The 17,564-nt window shown below is 64.7% G+C and carries 20 protein-coding genes; 10 read left to right on the top strand and 10 right to left on the bottom strand.

From position 1 onward, the window contains the following. Position 1: 1 nt before the first annotated feature. The 7 genes from AAFN88_RS11365 to AAFN88_RS11335 all read right to left on the bottom strand — a co-directional run bounded on the left by AAFN88_RS11365 (position 2) and on the right by AAFN88_RS11335 (position 4,836). Positions 2–685 carry a flagellar motor protein MotB gene (locus AAFN88_RS11365; RefSeq protein ID WP_347520423.1) on the bottom strand — a complete coding sequence of 228 codons (684 nt, stop codon included), beginning with the start codon at positions 683–685 and terminating at the stop codon, positions 2–4. A 7-nt stretch (positions 686–692) separates the two neighbouring features. Next, entirely contained in the window at positions 693–1,319 is a 627-nt protein-coding gene (locus AAFN88_RS11360; protein WP_347520422.1) for a protein phosphatase CheZ, read from the bottom strand. A 75-nt stretch (positions 1,320–1,394) separates the two neighbouring features. Continuing rightward, positions 1,395–1,784: a response regulator gene (locus AAFN88_RS11355; protein ID WP_347520421.1), complete on the bottom strand. Its 390-nt coding sequence runs from the start codon at positions 1,782–1,784 to the stop codon at positions 1,395–1,397. A gap of 114 nt (positions 1,785–1,898) precedes the next feature. Next, complete coding sequence (locus AAFN88_RS11350; RefSeq protein ID WP_347520420.1) at positions 1,899–2,561, bottom strand: MotE family protein; 663 nt, start codon at positions 2,559–2,561, stop codon at positions 1,899–1,901. Between the two features lie 40 nt (positions 2,562–2,601). Further along, a complete protein-coding gene (locus AAFN88_RS11345; protein WP_347520419.1) occupies positions 2,602–3,180 on the bottom strand; it encodes a DUF6468 domain-containing protein in 579 nt (192 codons plus the stop codon). Beyond that, positions 3,180–4,262 (bottom strand): flagellar motor switch protein FliM, encoded by a 1,083-nt coding sequence (fliM, locus tag AAFN88_RS11340; RefSeq protein ID WP_347520418.1) that lies wholly within the window; start codon positions 4,260–4,262, stop codon positions 3,180–3,182. The genes AAFN88_RS11345 and fliM overlap by 1 nt, the downstream gene beginning before the upstream one ends. Before the next feature lie 52 nt (positions 4,263–4,314). Beyond that, positions 4,315–4,836: a flagellar basal body-associated FliL family protein gene (locus tag AAFN88_RS11335; RefSeq protein WP_347520417.1), complete on the bottom strand. Its 522-nt coding sequence runs from the start codon at positions 4,834–4,836 to the stop codon at positions 4,315–4,317. Between the two features lie 306 nt (positions 4,837–5,142). Here AAFN88_RS11335 and flgF point away from each other — a divergent pair, with 306 nt between their 5' ends. From flgF to flgH, 4 genes are read left to right on the top strand one after another with little or no spacing between them, the layout of a single operon-like run. Continuing rightward, positions 5,143–5,871, top strand: a complete 729-nt coding sequence (flgF, locus tag AAFN88_RS11330; protein WP_347520416.1) for a flagellar basal-body rod protein FlgF — start codon at positions 5,143–5,145, stop codon at positions 5,869–5,871. 14 nt (positions 5,872–5,885) lie between these two features. Continuing rightward, on the top strand, positions 5,886–6,671 hold the full coding sequence (gene flgG, locus AAFN88_RS11325; RefSeq protein ID WP_347520415.1) for a flagellar basal-body rod protein FlgG: 786 nt from the start codon (positions 5,886–5,888) through the stop codon (positions 6,669–6,671). A 14-nt stretch (positions 6,672–6,685) separates the two neighbouring features. Beyond that, positions 6,686–7,681 (top strand): flagellar basal body P-ring formation chaperone FlgA, encoded by a 996-nt coding sequence (gene flgA, locus AAFN88_RS11320; protein ID WP_347520414.1) that lies wholly within the window; start codon positions 6,686–6,688, stop codon positions 7,679–7,681. A gap of 13 nt (positions 7,682–7,694) precedes the next feature. Beyond that, a complete protein-coding gene (gene flgH, locus AAFN88_RS11315) occupies positions 7,695–8,477 on the top strand; it encodes a flagellar basal body L-ring protein FlgH (RefSeq protein WP_347520413.1) in 783 nt (260 codons plus the stop codon). Between the two features lie 110 nt (positions 8,478–8,587). Here flgH and dksA read toward each other — a convergent pair whose 3' ends face one another. Both dksA and AAFN88_RS11305 read right to left on the bottom strand, forming a co-directional pair. Further along, the gene (dksA, locus tag AAFN88_RS11310) at positions 8,588–9,004 is read right to left on the bottom strand and encodes an RNA polymerase-binding protein DksA (protein ID WP_193371057.1); all 417 of its coding nucleotides are present in this window, start codon (positions 9,002–9,004) and stop codon (positions 8,588–8,590) included. 127 nt (positions 9,005–9,131) lie between these two features. Then, positions 9,132–9,542, bottom strand: coding sequence for a flagellar assembly protein FliX (locus AAFN88_RS11305; protein ID WP_347520412.1), 411 nt, complete (start codon positions 9,540–9,542; stop codon positions 9,132–9,134). A gap of 253 nt (positions 9,543–9,795) precedes the next feature. Between AAFN88_RS11305 and AAFN88_RS11300 the strand changes: the two genes are divergently transcribed. The 6 genes from AAFN88_RS11300 to fliW all read left to right on the top strand — a co-directional run bounded on the left by AAFN88_RS11300 (position 9,796) and on the right by fliW (position 15,188). Further along, entirely contained in the window at positions 9,796–10,977 is a 1,182-nt protein-coding gene (locus AAFN88_RS11300) for a flagellar basal body P-ring protein FlgI (protein WP_347520411.1), read from the top strand. 2 nt (positions 10,978–10,979) lie between these two features. Further along, positions 10,980–11,285, top strand: coding sequence for a rod-binding protein (locus AAFN88_RS11295; RefSeq protein ID WP_347520410.1), 306 nt, complete (start codon positions 10,980–10,982; stop codon positions 11,283–11,285). Next, a complete protein-coding gene (locus AAFN88_RS11290) occupies positions 11,282–11,743 on the top strand; it encodes a hypothetical protein (protein ID WP_347520409.1) in 462 nt (153 codons plus the stop codon). The genes AAFN88_RS11295 and AAFN88_RS11290 overlap by 4 nt, the downstream gene beginning before the upstream one ends. A 57-nt stretch (positions 11,744–11,800) precedes the next feature. Further along, positions 11,801–13,669 carry a flagellar hook-associated protein FlgK gene (gene flgK / locus AAFN88_RS11285; protein WP_347520408.1) on the top strand — a complete coding sequence of 623 codons (1,869 nt, stop codon included), beginning with the start codon at positions 11,801–11,803 and terminating at the stop codon, positions 13,667–13,669. A 16-nt stretch (positions 13,670–13,685) separates the two neighbouring features. Then, on the top strand, positions 13,686–14,606 hold the full coding sequence (locus AAFN88_RS11280; RefSeq protein WP_347520407.1) for a flagellin: 921 nt from the start codon (positions 13,686–13,688) through the stop codon (positions 14,604–14,606). Positions 14,607–14,675: 69 nt separating this feature from the next. Beyond that, entirely contained in the window at positions 14,676–15,188 is a 513-nt protein-coding gene (gene fliW / locus AAFN88_RS11275) for a flagellar assembly protein FliW (RefSeq protein ID WP_347520406.1), read from the top strand. 76 nt (positions 15,189–15,264) lie between these two features. Here the strand turns inward: fliW and AAFN88_RS11270 are convergent, their stop codons facing one another. Further along, on the bottom strand, positions 15,265–17,415 hold the full coding sequence (locus tag AAFN88_RS11270; RefSeq protein WP_347520405.1) for a tetratricopeptide repeat protein: 2,151 nt from the start codon (positions 17,413–17,415) through the stop codon (positions 15,265–15,267). Between the last annotated feature and the right edge of the window lie 149 nt (positions 17,416–17,564).

Raw genomic sequence — 17,564 nt, 5'->3', positions numbered from 1 at the left:
GTCAGTTCTCCCCGCCGCCCGCCGCCGCCCCAGCCGGCCGCGGCGCATCGAGCTGGACGGTAAAGTAGAGGCGCACCTGCCCCGCAAAGGACGGCAGCAGCCCGGTGGACAGGCGCGACGACGTCAAGCCCTGGCGTTCCAGCTCGCGCACCAGCACGCCGGCACGCGCCAGGGCCTCGCGGTGGCCATCCAGACCACTGTTGCTGCCCCGCACGCCGTACAAGAGATCCAGGCGGTAGACCGCCCTTGCGGCCTCCGGGTCGCCCAGCACACCGGCGATCAGACGCAGAATCTCGGCACCGACGGGCAGCAATTCCCTTCCGTCCTCGGAAAAGAGCTCGCTTTCCGGAACGTCCACCTGCAGCGTCCAACTGCCGGGGCTGTCTTCGCGCTCGACGATGGGCAGGCCGGCCCCGAAGATCTGATGCAGCTCGTCGATGACCTCCTCGGCGCCCTTGAAGACGTCGAGGGCCGCCGGATTCCGCCGCAGGTTGACCGAAGCCGGCAACACGCCCTGGAAAGCCTCGCGCACGCTGTCGACGACGGCCGAGCGCTTTTCTTCCTCGAAGCTGGACAGTGCGTTCAGAAGAATGAAGAACGCCAGAAGCAGAATCTTCAGGCTCAGCAGGGCGACAATATGGCTGCTGCTCTTCTGGTAGCCCTTTTGAGATGAGGCACCAGCCATCGGCCCCTCACCCGAACAGCGCGTCGATATCGTCCTGGCTGATCGCGTTCTCAGGCAGCTGCGGGCCGTTCAGAAGATCCTCGTCGGGACGCGCGGGGGCACCGCTCGGCGTGGTCTTCTTCTCTGCCGCCTTGCGCGGCGCATCGCACTTGATGTCGTCGCCGAAAGCATGCAGCAGCGCATCAACCTTGGACTCGACCTGTTGCAGGGCGGTGACCACCTTGGTGATGCGCTGACCCGTGATGTCCTGGAATCCGCAAGCCTCGAAGATCGACGTGACCGCCGCCGAGACCTGCTCGGCGACCTCCGGCTTCATCTTCTCGGTCAAGGCTTCGATGCCTTCGACGGCTTCGAAGATCTGATGCGTCGCCTGTTCGGTCGCGCCGACGATGGCCGTCAGTTCGTCCGTGGCGGCGGGCAGATGTTCGGAGTTGATGTCGTCGGGCCGCAGCTCGGCAATCTCGGCGCGGGCGGTGTTGATGTAGCGCGCCAGGGCCTCGATGTCGGCATAGACCTTCAAGCCGACGGCCGTGAGGTCTCCCTCGATGCTGTCGATAACCGATTCGACGATGGCGACGACTTCGGCGGGGTCGATCGCCCCATCTGTCTTATGCAGTTCCTGGAGCTGCGCCATGATTTTTTCTTTTACGGCCGAGACAGCCATGATTTGCCTCCTAGCCCAAATACGGGAGCTTTGTTGAATAAGGGCTTAGAAGTTTCCAAGGACCGCGGCGAGCTTGGTCTTCAAGGTCGCTGCGTTGAACGGCTTGACGATGTAGTTGCTCACGCCGGCTTCCTTCGCCGCGATCACGTTCTCGGTCTTGCTCTCGGCCGTGATCATGATGAAGGGCAGATCCTTCAGCTTGGTGTCGGCGCGCACTTCCGTCAGCAGCTGCATGCCGCTCATCGGTTCCATGTTCCAGTCGGAAATGACCAGATGGTATTCCTTGTCGCGCAGCTTCTGCAGCGCGGCGCTGCCGTCGGTGGCTTCATCGACGTTGTTGAAACCCAACTGCTTCAGCAAATTCCGAATGATCCGCAGCATGGTCTTGTAATCATCCACGATAAGGATCGGCATACCCATGTCTACAGACGACATCTCTCTACTCCCGTAATTGATCAAGCCCGCCAAAGGCACTTGTGAACCTGCCGAAAAGCTAGCCAATCGGCGTTAATAGTCGGTAAAAACGTCAAGAAAGTCCGATCTTTAGGCCTATTCGCGGGGAAGCGGCAACTCGCGGCGCTGGGCCAACTCCAAGGTAACCGTTTTCGCTCTTTCCGGGTTCATCTTGGCCAGGATCGGCGCCGATTTCCGCTCCTTCATGCGCTCGACGACCTCCAGAAGCACTTCCATGTCGAGCTCTTCGAAGATGCGCGCGGCATCCTTGGGCTTCATGCTTTCATAAATCTTAACGAGGCTCTGCATCTGGGCCTCGGTCTGCTCATCGTGCTCGACCAGCAGCGCCTCGATGGACGCCTGCAGGCGCTCCAGCTCGCCAATACGCTGATCGATGCGCTGCTCCGCCGCTTTCAGCAGCACCTCGCGCTCGTCGATCTCTCGGGCGCGCTGCTCCAGCTCCTCGCGGCGCTGGGAGAGCGACTGCAGCAGCACCAGCTCCTCGTCGGTCATCTGGAAGATGTCCGTCGAGATGTTGGAAATCTGGCCTTCCGGGATCGGTCCGCCGGAGGCGCTCCCTTCGGGAGCCTCCGTCATCTGCCCGGCGTCCTCTGACATTCCCGCATCGCCGGCCGCGGTTTCATACGGCGCCGGCGGGTCGCCGGCGGCAAAGGCCGGGGCCGAAGCGCTGATGGTCTGCCACAGGCCGGCGAGCTTCACCCCTGCGCCAAGGGCGGCGACCAGAATCAAGACCGGCAAGAAGCGAAAACGCATATCCTAACCTCGCAGCGGCACGAGCTCAGCGGATCGCCTGCAGCGTCCGCAGCAACTCGCTGTCGGCTTCCGACAGCTTGCGCTTGGCCAGTTTGGCGATGCCGCGCGGGGCGCCGTTCTTCACCGCGTCCAGGGCGCCGCTCTGCAGGGCGGCCTTGCCCAGAGTCTCGGGCTCGCGGGGCTGAGGCGCCTGCGTGCGGGGGGGCGCCGCGGGCTGCGGCGCCTGCGGCCTTTCCTGATGCAGCGGCGGCGGCGCTGCCTGGGCGGCCTTGCGCGACGCAGCGATCTGCACCTCCAGACGGTCGGCGATCTCGTTGCCCTTCTTCACCAGGAAAGCCATCTCGTCGGCCAGGCGGCAGGCGTCGCCGACGTTCTTGGCCAGGGCCTGGCCGGCGGTGCCGCTGCCCTCCTTCAGGGCCATCAGCCCGCCTTGCGCCTCGCTGGTGGCGGAGGCGAACTCGGCGAAGAGCTTTTCCATATCCCGCTTGGCGTCGCGCAGCAGCGTGAGCTTGCGGTTCAGGGCCACGGCATAGCCGATGGTGACGACCAGCAACAGACAGATGACTGCGTCGAAAACAAGACCGTAGTCCTGCAGCAAAGCCATCAAGACTCTCCTCCCTCTCTCACGATCTTATCGTTCACCTGGACGGCGATATGGCCGCCGCGCCGGCCCATGCGGCCGCGGAACATCGGCACATCGCCGCAGCGCAGCTCGACCTTGGAATTGGGCGTGCAGTTGAGTTCGAGCTGACTGCCCTCCAGCCACTCCAGAACCTGGCCCAGCGGCAGCTCGACCTGGTCCAGCACCGCATCGATGGTGACGTCGGTCTGCCACAGCTCGGCGGTCAGGTGGCCTTCCCAGATGGAATCGCGGCCAAACTTCTCACCCATGAACATCTGCAGCAGCAGCTCGCGCACCGGCTCCAGCGTCGCATAGGGAATCAGCAGTTCGATGAGACCGCCGCGGTCTTCCATGTCGACCCGCAGCGTCACCACGATGACCGCGTTGGCCGGCCGGGCGATGGTGGCGAAACGCGGATTGGTCTCCAGGCGGTCGAAGCGGAAAGTGACCGGCGAGAGGGGGTCGAAGGCGGCCGAGAGGTCGGCCAGCACCACATGGACCATGCGCTCCACGAGGTTGCGTTCGATGGTGGTGTAAGGCCGGCCCTCGATACGCATGGCTGCGGTCCCGCGCCGGCCGCCCAGCAGAACGTCGACGATGGAATAGATCAGGGCGCTGTCCACCGTCATCAGGCCGTAGTTGTCCCACTCCTCGGCCTTGAAGACCGAGAGCATGGCCGGCAGCGGAATGGAGTTCATGTGGTCGCCGAAACGCGCCGAGGTGATGTTGTCGAGGCTGACCTCGACGTTGTCGGAGGTGAAGTTTCGCAGCGAGGTGGACATCATGCGCACCAGCCGGTCGAAGACCACCTCCAGCATCGGCAGGCGCTCGTAGGAGACCAGGGCGGAGTTGAGGATCGCCTGGATGCCGGACTCTTCGCCGTCGTCGTCGCCGGCCCCGGCGACGCCCAGCAAGCTGTCGATCTCGCTCTGATCGAGAACACGGGTCGAGCCACCGCCGGCAGCGGCGCCGCCGCCATCGCCGGAGGCGCCGGCGTCGTCTTCCGCCTCGCCCTCCTCGGCCATGGCCTCCCACTCTGCCATCATCGCTTCTTCGTCGGCCATATCAGACCTTAACCTCTTGATAGAACTGGGAAATTTTTTCTAAACCAGCTCTTTACTGGACCAGCATTTCCTTGAACAGCACATCACGCACCTCGATCGGATGGACTGCGGTGTTGACGCGCATCAGCAGCTCTTCACGCAGGCGCTGCACACCGGCCGACCCGCGCAGATCCTCGACCCGAAGTTCGCGCAGATAGACCTGGAAGTTGTCGACCACGCGCGGCAGCAGGTTGGTCAGCTCGGCGCGGTCCTCCTCGCGGGTCAGCTCCAGGCTGATGGATATCTTCAGGTAGTTGTTCTTCTTGCCGCCGGTGTTCAGGTTGACCAGCATCTGCGGCAGGTCGAAGAAAACGGCGCGGGTATCCACCGGAGCCACCTGTTCCTCGACATGCTCTTCCTTGGCGCCCAGCAGAGGGTCCAGCAGGCCTGCGAAGTAGGCCCCCGCGGCGCCGCCGATCAGCAGCAGGATCGGCAAAATAATGAACAAGACCAGCTTCTTGCCATTGAGGCCACCCTTGGGGGTCGCCTCGATCTCCATATCGCCGAGGTCTTGTGTAACCGCCTGATCGGCCATACCAGTCAACCTATTCAGTTATCTTGAGTTTTCGCCCAGTCAGAGCCTACGGAACGTTGGTTAAGACTTGGTTGAAAGCGTTGATTTCTCCGGCCCCCGGCATGGCAAGGCGGCCGCGCCGGCGATCAGGCGGAGGCAAGATCTGCCCGGCAAGCTCTGCCTTGGCGGCGGCCCGCCCCGCTCTTCGCCGCCCGGCCCGCCTTCCAAAGCCGCGGAATTCCTCGAAGCCGGTCCTGGCACGCCTCTTGCGTGAAAGGGAGCGCCGGGCAGGAGGCCCAGCACTGCCCAAAAGAGGAAGTCAGGACAATGGAGAACGCCGGTTACATCGCGCTATCGCGCCAAATGGTCTTGCGGCGGGAGATGGACGTCATCGCCAACAACATGGCGAACATCAACACTCCCGCCTACAAGGGCCAATCCATGCTTTTCGTCGAGTATCTGGAGACTTCGGATTCCGGCGAGAAGATGAGCTTCGTGCAGGACGTCGCCTTGGTGCGCAACCTGACCGAAGGCCAGATGACGACGACCGAAAATCCCCTGGATCTCGCCATCGCCGGCGAGGGCTACTTCGAGATCGATACGCCCATCGGTCCCCGCTACACCCGCAACGGCGTCTTCCAGCTCAATGCCGACGGCGAGCTGGTCACCAGCAGCGGCCAGCGGGTCCTGGGCGAGGGCGGCACCCCCATCACCCTGCCGCCGAACAGCAGCGACGTGACGATCACCCGCGACGGCACCATTTCGACCGACCAAGGCCCGGCCGGCCGCCTGCGCCTGGTCCGCTTCGAGAACGAGCAGGCCCTGGTGAAGCTGGCCAACGGCCTCTATGACGCCGACGGCCAGGATTCCCTGCCGGCCGAGGGCGCCGAGGTGCTGCAAGGCACCATCGAAGGCTCCAACGTCCAGGGCATCACCGAACTGACGCGAATGATCGAGACCGTCCGGCACTACTCCTCCACCGGGCGCATGGTCAACGACGAACACGAACGGCAGCGCCGCGCAATCCAAGCGCTCGGCGGCACGGTTCAAGCTTAAGCGAGGCTAGAGAGATGAGATCACTGAACATCGGCGCGACGGGGATGCTGGCTCAGCAGCTCAACGTCGAGGTCATCTCGAACAATATCGCCAACATGAACACCACCGGCTTCAAGCGGCACCGGGCGGAGTTCCAGGATCTTCTGTACCAGAACCTGCGCCGCGTCGGCTCCGCTTCCTCCGATGCCGGAACCATCGTGCCGACCGGCGTCCAGCTCGGCTTGGGCGTGAAGTCGGCGGCGATCTACCGCATTTCCGGCCAGGGCAATATCCAGCAGACGGAAAACCCCCTGGACCTGGCGATCAACGGCCGCGGCTTCATGATGGTCGAACTGCCGAGCGGCGAGACCGCCTATACCCGCGCCGGCAGCCTGCAGCTCAGCCCCGACGGCGACATCGTCACCGCCGACGGCTATGTCGTGCAGCCCGGCATCACGGTGCCCGATGACGCCGTCTCCATCACCGTCAACGAGAGCGGTGAGGTCTACGTGGACCTGGACGGCCAGGTCGCCCCGGTGCGCGTCGGGCAATTGGAGCTCGCCAACTTCGCCAATGAGGCCGGCCTCGACGCCATCGGCCAGAACCTGCTGATGGAAACCGCCGCCTCCGGCCAGGCCACCGTGGCGACCCCGGGCTCGGCCGGCTTCGGCCGCATCGTCCAGGGCGCCCTGGAGACCTCCAACGTCAACGTGGTCTCCGAGATCACCAACCTGATCACGGCCCAGCGCGCCTACGAGATGAACTCCAAAGTCATCGAGTCCTCCGACGAGATGATGCGCACCGTGACGCAGCTGCGCTAGGCGGGAGGCTGAAGATGCGTAAGACGACAACTTCCCTGGCTCTCCTGGCCCTGCTGGCGGCGGTGCTGCTGCTGCCGCAGGCCCGGGCCGAAGCCGCCGCCCAGGCCCCGGCGGGACAGGACCTCCTGACCCTGCGCGCCAGCAGCGTGGTCGAGGACGACGTGGTGCGCCTGCGCGACCTCTTCGACGGCATCGCCGACCCGGCGGTAGCCGAGACGCCGGTGGCCAAGGCGCCGCAGCCCGGCGCCTCGATCGATGTCGGCGCGCGCTGGCTGGCGGCCGTGGCCAAGGCGCACGGCCTGCCCTGGCAGCCGCGCTCGCGCTACGAGCGGGTCAACCTGCGCCGCGACAGCCACGACATTCCGGGCGAGGAGATCGAAGCTGCCCTGCGCACGGCCCTGGCCGACCAGGGCCTGGACGGCGACCTGCGCCTTTCCTTCGACCAGCCGGGCCTGCGCCTGCGCCTGCCGAGCCGGGCCGAGCGCAGCCTGCGGGTGGCGCGTTTGACCCTCGATCCCTCTTCCGGGCGTTTCCTGGCCCACGTGGTGGCCCCGGCCAGCGGTGAGCCCAAGGCATCCCTCTCGGTCACTGGCCGCGCCCTGGAGATGACCGAGGTGCCGGTCTTGAACCGGCGCGTCAATCCGGGCGAGGTCATCCGTGCCCGCGACATCGAATGGATGAGCGTCCAGGCCAACCGCCTGACCCGCACCACCGTGGTCGATGCCGCCAGCATGATCGGCATGAGCCCACGCCGCCCGGTGCGCGCCCAGGACCTGGTGCGCAGCACGGATCTGCAGACTCCGGTCATGGTGACCAAGAATACTCTGGTAACCATCCGCCTGCAGACCGAGCGCATGCAACTCACGGCCCAGGGCCGGGCGCTGGAAGACGGCGCCGAGGGCGATGTCGTGCGCATTATGAACACCAAGTCGAATACCATCGTGAACGGCGTCGTCGTCGACGCCGGCAGCGTGATCGTGGCGCCCGCCACCGTCACCGCCCAACGCTAAGGGAGCCAGGTAGATGTCCCGAACCCGCGAGCCCAAGATGAAGAAAGCCCTGAAGCTGGCCGTCAATGCCGGCCTGATCGTTGCCGCCGGTCTCTCCTTGAGCGCCTGCAACCTGATGAACCGCCTGGCCGCCGTCGGCGAAGAGCCGAAGCTCTCCGCCATCGACAGCCCGGCCCCTCTGGCCGCGCCCCAGGCGGTCTCCCTGCCGATGCCGGCGCCCCTGGCGGTCGAGCGGCAGCCGAACTCCTTGTGGCGGCCCGGCTCCCGCGCCTTCCTGAAGGATCAGCGGGCCAGCAACGTCGGCGACATCCTGACGGTGATTATCGAGATCGCCGACAATGCGGCGATCAGCAACACCACGACGCGCGGGCGCGTGAACTCGGAGAACTCCTCGGCCAGCGCCTTCCTGGGCTACGAGGCCAGCCTGGGCGCCATCCTGCCGGAAGCGGTCGACCCGACCAACCTGGTGGACCTGGACAGCGATTCCTCCAGTTCCGGCACCGGTGGCGTCAACCGCAACGAGTCGATCAATCTGCGTGTCGCCGCGCTGGTCACCCAGGTGCTGCCGAACGGCAACCTGGTGCTCGCCGGCCGCCAGGAAGTGCGGGTGAACTACGAGAAGCGCGAGCTGCAGGTCGCCGGCATTATCCGCCCGGAGGACATCACCTCGACCAACACCATCGACTACGACCAGATCGCCGAGGCCCGCATCGCCTACGGCGGCCAGGGCCAGATCTCCGACGTCCAGCAGCCCCGCTACGGGCAGCAGGTCTTCGATATCCTCTGGCCCTTCTAAGCCCTGCTTCGCATCCTCCATCGCAGGCAAAAAAGGGCCGCGTCTTTGACGCGGCCCTTTCTTGTTCTGGGCTACTGCTTTTCGGGGAAAGCAGCCCTACGTGAAGGCTCTCAGTCGTCCCGGTGGGTCCGTTCCATGCGTTCATGCCGTTCCTGCGATTCGATCGACAGGGTGGCAATCGGCCGGGCCTCGAGGCGGCGCAGGGAAATCGGCTCCCCCGTCTCCTCGCAATAGCCGTAGGATTCGTCCTCGATCCGCCGGAGGGCGGCGTCGATCTTGGAGATCAGCTTGCGCTCGCGGTCGCGAGTGCGCAGCTCCAAGGATCGGTCGGTTTCGAGAGACGCCCGGTCGGCAATGTCCGGTTCTTGTAGAGAGACCTCCTGCAGGTGCTGCAAGGTCTCGCCCGATTCGCGCTGCAGGTCCGCCTTCCACTGCAACAGTTTCTGGCGGAAATACTCACGCATCTTCGGGTTCATGAACTCTTCGCCCTCTTTGGGACGGTAGTTCTTCGGCAGCTTCACTGTCATCCCTGGTCCCGTAAATGAGTACCAAACGCGCCGGGAGTATATGGAATTTGCCTAGCCCGGCAAGTCCATGGAATCTTCAAATTTTCTTGGGCGGTTTCCGCCTCGGGATCCGGGTCCCCGGACGCCGTCAGCGCCCCCGCTTGGCCAATTCCACAGCCGCCCGAACCTCAATCTCATTAATGATTTCAGCTAGTTGTGGATCATCGACCTTGTCCTGGCGCTGCCTCAGGAGCCCCGCCAGGTTTTCCAGGTGGGCCAGCGGCACCTCGCCCAGCATGATGGCGATACGCAGTTCTTCCAGCTTATCCAGCAGCGATTCGGCGCGCCGGCGCGCGCGCGCGCGGCCCTCCGTGGCGTCGCCGACCTCCTGAACCGCCAAAAGGGCGGTCAGGGCCGAGACCGGGGAAGCCCCGGTCGGCGCCGCGCTCTGCGCAGGGCCCTCGGCCAGGGCGCGCGCGAAACCGCCGCCGCTGGGGGCCGCGCGGCCGCTGCGGGACGTCGACGTGGTCTTGGGGCCGGAAAAGCGGTCGATCTTCATTCACAACCTTAGAGGAACGGGTTCCTCGGGAGACACTGCGCCCACGCGGTTAATAACGCGTTAAACGTCTGAAAAACCGGCAGGAATTTCCTACCCAGCGGCGCCGGTTTTTGCCGTGCCAGCCCCGGCACGCGCCGCCGAGGCCCGCCCGCAAGGCCGGGAACCCGCCATTTCCGCCAGATTCCGGCATTCCGCAAGTTGGCACGGGATTCGCATTGAGACTGGCGAGTCCAAAGCCCCGGGAATGTTCTTGATGCCCACTGCACGCTTTCATAACGCCGCTTTCCGGCCCGCTTCCAGCCTCCGGCTGCGCCGGGCGCTGACACTGGCTTTCAGCCTGGTTCTCGCGCTCGGCCTGGCTCTGGAGACGACTGCGGCCCGCGCCCAGACGGTGTCGCGGATCAAGGACGTCGCCGACTTCGAAGGCGTGCGCGACAACCTCCTGGTCGGCTACGGCCTGGTGGTCGGGCTCAACGGGACCGGCGACAATCTGGACAGCGCCGTCTTCACCCGCGAGAGCCTGATCGGCATGCTGCAGCGCCTGGGCGTCAATGCGCGGGACGACGACCTGGACACCGACAACGTCGCCGCGGTGATGATCACCGCCGACCTGCCCCCCTTCTCCCGCCAGGGCACCCGCATCGACGTGCAGGTCTCCGCCCTGGGCGATGCCGAGAGCCTCTTGGGCGGCACCCTGCTGGTGACCCCGCTGCTGGGCGCCGACGGCGAGGTCTACGCCGTGGCCCAGGGCCAGGTGGCCGTGGCCGGTTTCAGCGCCGCGGGCAACGCCGAGACCATCGTCAAGGGCGTGCCGACCTCCGGGCGCATCGCCAACGGCGCCATCATCGAGCGCGAACTGGGCTTCGAGCTGGAGCAGCTGAGCTCGGTGAAGCTGTCCCTGCGCAACCCCGACCTCACCACCGCGCGCCGCATCGCCGACGCCATCAACGATTTCACCGGCGAGGCCGCGGCCCGCTCCGTCGACCCGACCACCGTGCGGATCAGCCTGCCGGCGCGCTACAACGGCAACGCGGTTGCCCTGATGACCGATATCGAGCAGCTTCGGGTGCGCACCGACCAGCCGGCCCGCGTGGTCATCGACGAGGCCTCCGGCATCATCGTCATGGGCGAGAACGTCCGCATCAGCACGGTCGCCATCGCCCAGGGCAATCTTACCATCCGCATCACCGAGACGCCGCAGGTCAGCCAGCCCAACGCCTTCTCCAACACCGGCAACACCGAAGTGGTGGACCGCACCGACATCCAAGTCGACGAGGACGGCGACAAGCGCCTGGCCGTGGTGCCCTCGGGCATCAGCCTGCAGGAGCTGGTCAACGGCCTGAACGCCCTGGGCATCGGCCCGCGCGACATGATCTCCATCCTTCAGGCGATCAAGGCCGCCGGCGCCCTGCAGGCCGAGATCGAGGTGCTGTGATCATGGACCGGACCGCCCTCGCCGCCTCCCTCGGCCGCGTCCAGCCCTCGCCGGCCGAGAACGCGGTCGCTCTGAAGCAGGCCAAGCAGGCTGCCGAGGAATTCGAGTCGCTGTTCATCGCCGAGATGCTGAGCCCGGTGTTCGAGAGCCTCGACACCGGCGGCCTCTTCGGCGGCGGCCAGGGCGAGAAGATTTACCGCTCCCTGATGGTTCAGGAGTACGGCAAGGCCATCGCCAAGGCCGGTGGCATCGGCATCGCAGACACGGTGCAACGCGAAATCCTCAGAATGCAGGAGAATCAGCAATGACCGAGATCCAGGCCGACGCGGCCCCGCCGACCCAGGAGGAACTGCGTCAGGTGATCCACATTATCGAGGACCTGACGGCGGTGATGAGCCGCGAGGTCGAGCTGCTGCGCGCCATGCGGGTGCGCGACTTCGGCGAGCTGCAGGACCACAAGCTGGGTCTGGTGCAATCCTACGAGAAGCATACCGAGAACCTGCGCAGCAACCCGGCCTTCGTCGAGGCCATCGACCCGTTGCTGCGTGAGGAACTGACCGACGTGATGGAGCGCATGCACGCAGTGATGAGCGAGAACGAAATGGCCATCAACGCGGCGCGCACCGCGAACCAGCGGGTCGCCACCGCCATCGTCAAGGCGGTGGAGGAGCAGCAGAGCGAAAGCGCCGGCTATTCCAACCGCGGCGGCTCGGGCAAGGCGGCCGGCAAGCCGCCGGTCTCCGTGCAGATCGACCAGCATCTCTAACCCCCGGAACCCGAGGCAGCGGATCCAGTCGACTGGATTTTCAGCGAGATACCGAACATGACGCTCAGCATCGCCCTCTTCAACGCGCTCAGCGGCCTGCAGGTCAACCAGACGGCCCTGCAGGTCACGTCGAGCAACGTGGCGAACGTCAACACGCCGGACTACGCGCGTAAGATCCACGATCAGCAGAACCGCGTGCTGGGTGGCATCGGCGCCGGCGTCGAGACCGCGCAGATCGTGCGCCGCATCGACCAGTTCCTGCGCCGCGACCTGATGGAAGAGACCACGGTGCTCGGCAACGCCGAGGTGCGCGCCGATTATCTCAACCGGATGCAAACGCTCTTCGGATCGCTGGGCAACAACAATGCCCTCGGCAACTCGATCACCGACCTGGCGGTCGCCATCGAAAACGTGGCCAACAGCCCCGAAGTCGCCGCACACCGTTTCGACGCGGTCAACGAAGCGGCCGAGATGGCCCAGTACTTCAACAGTATGGGCGACCAGATCCAGCAGCTTCGCACGCAGGCCGATGCCGAGATCGGGGCCGCGGTCGACACCATCAACACCGAGCTGCAGATTATCGCCGACCTGAACTCGCAAATCGCCAACAACCTGGTCAAGGGCCAGCCGGTCGGCGACCTCCAGGACCGCCGCGACGTGGCGGTGAAGACCATCTCCGAATACATGGACCTGCAGGAGTTCACCGACGCCACCGGCCAGGTCCGGCTGTTCACCGCCGCCGGCCGCTCTTTGGTCTCGGGCGTGACGGTCAGCAGCCTTTCCTACACGACCACGCCCTTCATGACCGCCAACGAATCCTACCCGGCGACCATCAGCGGCATCTATCTCAACGGGCCGACCAACGATATCAGCGCCGAGATCACCAGCGGCAAGCTGGGCGCCCTCATCGAGATGCGCGACCAGGCGCTGCCGGCGATGACGAACGAACTGGACCAACTCGCCGCCCAGATGCGCAACGAAGTGAACCGGGTTCACAACCGCGGCGCCAACACCCCCTTCGGCCTGGGCACCGCGGCCGGCGACCCCGCCGCCATGTACGGCTCGCGCGAGATCGCCACCCCCACCGATCCGCTGACCCTGGGCTCCGGCGTAACCTTCGCCATCCTGGACGCCGACGGCAATTCGGTCACCGCACCGATGACCATCGCCGCCGGCGCGACCACGCCCAATGCCATTCTGGCCTCCATCGACGGCTACCTGACGGCGGCGCCCGGCTACGGCACCGCCGCCTGGAACGCCAACCGCATGGAGATCAAGCTGGAGCCCGGCTACCGCCTGGCGATCCTGGACAACGGCCCCGCCGCCGACATGGGCGACGCCACCATCACCTTCGACGCCGACGGCGACACGGTGAGCGAGAACTACCTCGGATTCTCCAACTTCTTCGGCCTCAACGACCTCTTCGAGACGCCGGCGCTCACCGGCGGCGTTCTGGCTATGGAGAACCAGGGCAGCGATCTGGGCATCTCCAGCACCATGCAGGTGCGCCAGTCGATCATCGACGACCCCTCCTACCTGTCCCGCGGCATGCTGCGCGGCACGGTGCCGAACCTGACCCTTGGCGTGGGCGACAACGAGATCGCCCAGCAACTGGCCAACGCCTTCGGGCAGAACTTCGACTACGCCAGCATCGCCAACGGCCCCTCGGCGGTCAGCACCACCTTCTCGGGTTACGCCGGCGAGATCCTGTCTTTCAACGCGTCGCAGACCGCCTCGGCAGACGAAGCCCTGAAGTTCGAGACATTCTTCTTCGAGGACCTCCAGGCCCGCTTCAACTCGGAGGCAGGTGTCAACCTGGACGAGGAACTGGCCAACATGACGATCTTTCAGAACGCCTACAACGCCTCGGCGCGCTTGGTACAGACGGTCGACGAAATGTTCGACACCCTCTTGAGCCTGGCCTGAGGTTAGGAGACATCCAATGTTCCGGGTAGCCAACTTCGCTCAGCACCAGCTGACCCTGTCCTACACGATGCGCACGCAAGGCAACGTCGCCGACCGGCAGATCCAGATCGCCAGCGGCAAGGTGGCGCAGCAGTATTCCACCATCTCGGCGGACGCCAGCCAGCTTGTGAACGTGGAGCGCGCCGTAGCCCGCACAGAGCAGTTCAATCGCAACATCGATCAGGCCCTCACACGCCTCAGCATCATGGAATCCTCCGTCGGCATTCTGGTGGACCGAGCGACCGAGGTGCTGGCCATCATAAGCTCTGCGATGTCCGGCCAGAATATCGCCGACGTGCCGCTGGAGGAGTTCGCGGCCACCTTCCTGGCCGAGGCGGAATCTCTGCTCAACACCCAGCACGAAGACCGCTTCCTCTTCGCCGGGGCGCAGACCAACAATCCCGCTGTCGACCTGAGCGACCCCACCTATACGCCGCAGGCGGGACTGCCGGGCGTCTTCACCGCCGACTATGACTTCTACCAGGGCGACAACCTGCAGCTCGCGGTGCGCAGCGACGAGACCTACGAAACCGCCTACGGCATCACCGCCGACGAGCCGGCGTTCGAGGAAATGCTGCGCGCCCTTGCCTATATGGACTACGCCGGCGCCAACCTGGACGACGCGGTGCTGGAGGAGGCCTACTCCCTGATGAAATCCGCCGTCGACGGTCTCAGCGACATCCGCGGCCGGATCGGCGCCAGCACCAAGGTGCTGGAAGCCGCGAAGGACGGCCATGAGGACTACCTGACCTACACCGCGAACCTGGTCTCGACCCTGGAAGACGTCGACGTGGCCGAAGCCACGACCCGGCTGGCGCAGGACGAGGTCCAGCTCCAGGGCTCCTACCTGTCGCTGTCCCGGATCAGCGATCTGAGCCTCCTCAATTATTTGAGATAAATGCCCTGAATAGCGATTTCGTAACCAGATGGGGCCGATAATGGGGCCCTCAAGAGTAAGGAGTTAACTATGCCCCGCGAGATTCAGGCAGCCAGGATGGCCGCTCCAGCCAGCCACGGCGGGTACGCCTCGGCGCCTCCCTCCGGTGCGGAACAGACGACGACCGTGAAGACGCGGTTCGGCGTCATCGAATTCGACCTTAACCAGGCCTTAACCTTCCCGAAGGGAATTCCCGGCTTTGTCGGCTACAATTCCTTCGGCCTGGCGATGATCCCCAGCGAATCGCAGTCCAGCTTCATGCTGCTGCAGGCCCTGGACCCGGACGACCTCTCGTTCATCGTCCTGCCCTACGAGCCCGCCGCCGGCCTGATCGAGCCGAAGGACATCGACGCCGCGCTGCAGCACCTGAACATCACCGTTCAGAACTGCGCCATCATGCTGATCGCGACCTTCCGGCGCATGGGCAACAGCTTCGAGACCTCGGTCAACATGCGCGCGCCGATCTTCATCGATACGAAGAGCCGTCAGGCCTGGCAGTACATCATGCCCAATGACCGCTACGAAGTGCGCCATACCCTGTAAGGCGCCAAAGCAGACGCGGAAAAGGGCCGTCCTCCGGGACGGCCCTTTCTTTTTGCGGGTCGCGGGAGAGAAGCCCTCAGCCGCGAAGGCGTGCCTCCAGGGCCGCCGCGATACGCTCCATCAGCACCGACCAGGGCTCGGTCCAATGGCGCTGCCAGTGAAGATGGTGGGGGACCCCGTACTCGCCCTTGGGCGACTCGTTCACGCGGCTGCCGCCCGCGGACATCAGCCAGATCTCCTTGCCCACCGCTTCCGCGATACGGCTGGGCGAAGTCGACGTCGACAGCACCATGTCCATCTGGGTGGTCAGCGCAAAAGCCGACTCCATATCGTCCTTCAGGTCGATGTCGTCCCAACGGTGGATTTTGATGCCGAAGCGCGCCTCGGCCTCGGCAATCTCCTCTTCGCACTTCTCGTAGAAGAGATTGACGAAAACAAGCCCGGGGATGCGGAAGATCGGCTCCCACATCTCCAGCCGGGTGTAGTGGATGTCACGGTCGCGGTGGGAGTACTGGCTGCGCCAGCAGATGCCTAACTTGAAACCTTCCGGCAGGCCCGACACGCGTTCCGCCATCTGCTCCACCAGCTTCGGGTCCGGTGCCAGATAGCCCTTGGCGTTCCGGGAGCGCTCACCGCAGGCAAAGGCGGCTTCCAGGTCATCTTCCGGATAGCGCTTCATGGCGATTTCCGCCTCGGTGAGAGGGAAATACTGAAGCAGGTTGCCGGCCGGGAGGTGAAGATCGCAGTCCTTGCGCTCCAGGTCGGTCTTCACGTCCAGCTTCTCCGGCAGGAAACTCGCCTGCGGAAAGCTGCGCTCGAAGATCGGCAGCATGCGCTTGTCCGCCTCGATGACCACCTGCCCGGCCGCATCGATGATATGCGGATAGCGGCGGCTGAAGTCGATCTCGTCACCCAGGCCCTGCTCACGCCACACGAGAATGCGTTTGTCGGCGATGTCCTCGCCACGCCAGCGGGGCTGCCTGAAGCAGCGGACCGGCTTGCGCAGATTGGCCGTCAAGCCGGAATCGAAGTAGTCCCAGGATTCTTCGAACAGCTCGTTGCGCCATAGCGACCGCGCCAGCGAGAACTGCAGACCCGGCTCGTTCGGCTGGAACTTGACGGCCTTGCGGAAGTACTCCAGGGCTTTGGGGTTGTCGCCCTGTTCCTGGCAGACCAGTCCGCGGTTGTGGATATACTCGCCGCGCTCCGGCTCCAGATCGATCGCCTTGTCGTAATGGACGTTCGCCTTATCCAGCTCGTGCAGCAGGCGCAGCGCATTGCCGGTATTGAAATAGCTGGAGGCAAAGCTGGGTTCGAATTCCATCGCCTTGCGAAAGCAGACCAGCGCCTCGCGGTAGCGATGCTGGTCCATGTAGGTATTGCCCAGATTGGAATGGGCAGCGCCGTTGATGGGATCGAGTTCGACGCCCTTCTTCCCATAGCGGATTGACTCTTCGAAATTCCCCTGGGCACGCTTGATCATGCAGAGGTTGATATAGGGCTGGGCCATCTTCGGATTGGCCTCGATCGCCTTGAAGCAGGATTTTTCGCCCAGCTCGTACTTCTCGTTGTCGATCGCGATCTTCCCGAGATTGACGTGCGCCTCCGCATAATCCGGTTTCAGCCCCACGGCCATGCTATAGGCGTCGACCGCTTCCTTGATCAAGCCTTGGCGTTTCTTGATCAGACCCAGGTGGTAAAAGGCCTTGGCGTCACTGTTGTTGAGCCGGATCGCCATGATCAAGGCCTCGATCGCCTGGTCCAGAACGCCGGCGTCCAGCAGCAGGATGCCAAGCTCCCGGTAGGTTCCGCCGTTGTCCGGCTCCAGCTCGAGAGCGCGGGTGTAGACGTTGACCGCCTGATCCATCTGCCCCAAGCCATGCAGTAGCTTGGCGTAGAGAACCTGCACCGCGGGGTTGGCCGGCGCCGATTCCAGCGCCCGCTTCATCAGCTTCTCGCCCTCCGGAAAGCGGCGCTGGCGCATATAGCAGAGCCCCAGCAGTGCCGTGGCGACGGGATTTCCGCGGTCGGCGCTCAGAACTCTTTTGAGCATGTCGACGGCGCCCCTTAAGCGCCCGGTCTCGTACTTTTCCTCCGCCGCCGCCAGCATCTTGCCCAAGTCGCGCCCTTTCCGGCCTTCCTTGGGGCCCTGGCGGGCCGCCTTGGCGCCGCGCGGCGACTTCATCGACTTCTCGGCATTGGGGGATGCTGGCTGCTGCTGGCTCATTCGATCCTGCTCACGGGTGCTGAAATTGCTGCACAGGCGCCACCCGATGGGCCGGGCCGGACGCCGTCACCACATTAAGCAGTCATTTACTAAGAGAACCTTTAAAGTCGTCCCCGAAGGCACCGGGCCGGCTGGATTCCAGCCGCCGG

The organism is Pelagibius sp. CAU 1746 (assembly GCF_039839785.1).
Classification (GTDB): domain Bacteria; phylum Pseudomonadota; class Alphaproteobacteria; order Kiloniellales; family Kiloniellaceae; genus Pelagibius.
Note: the sequence above shows the minus strand (reverse complement) of the source record. Positions and strands in the feature narration are given on the sequence as shown.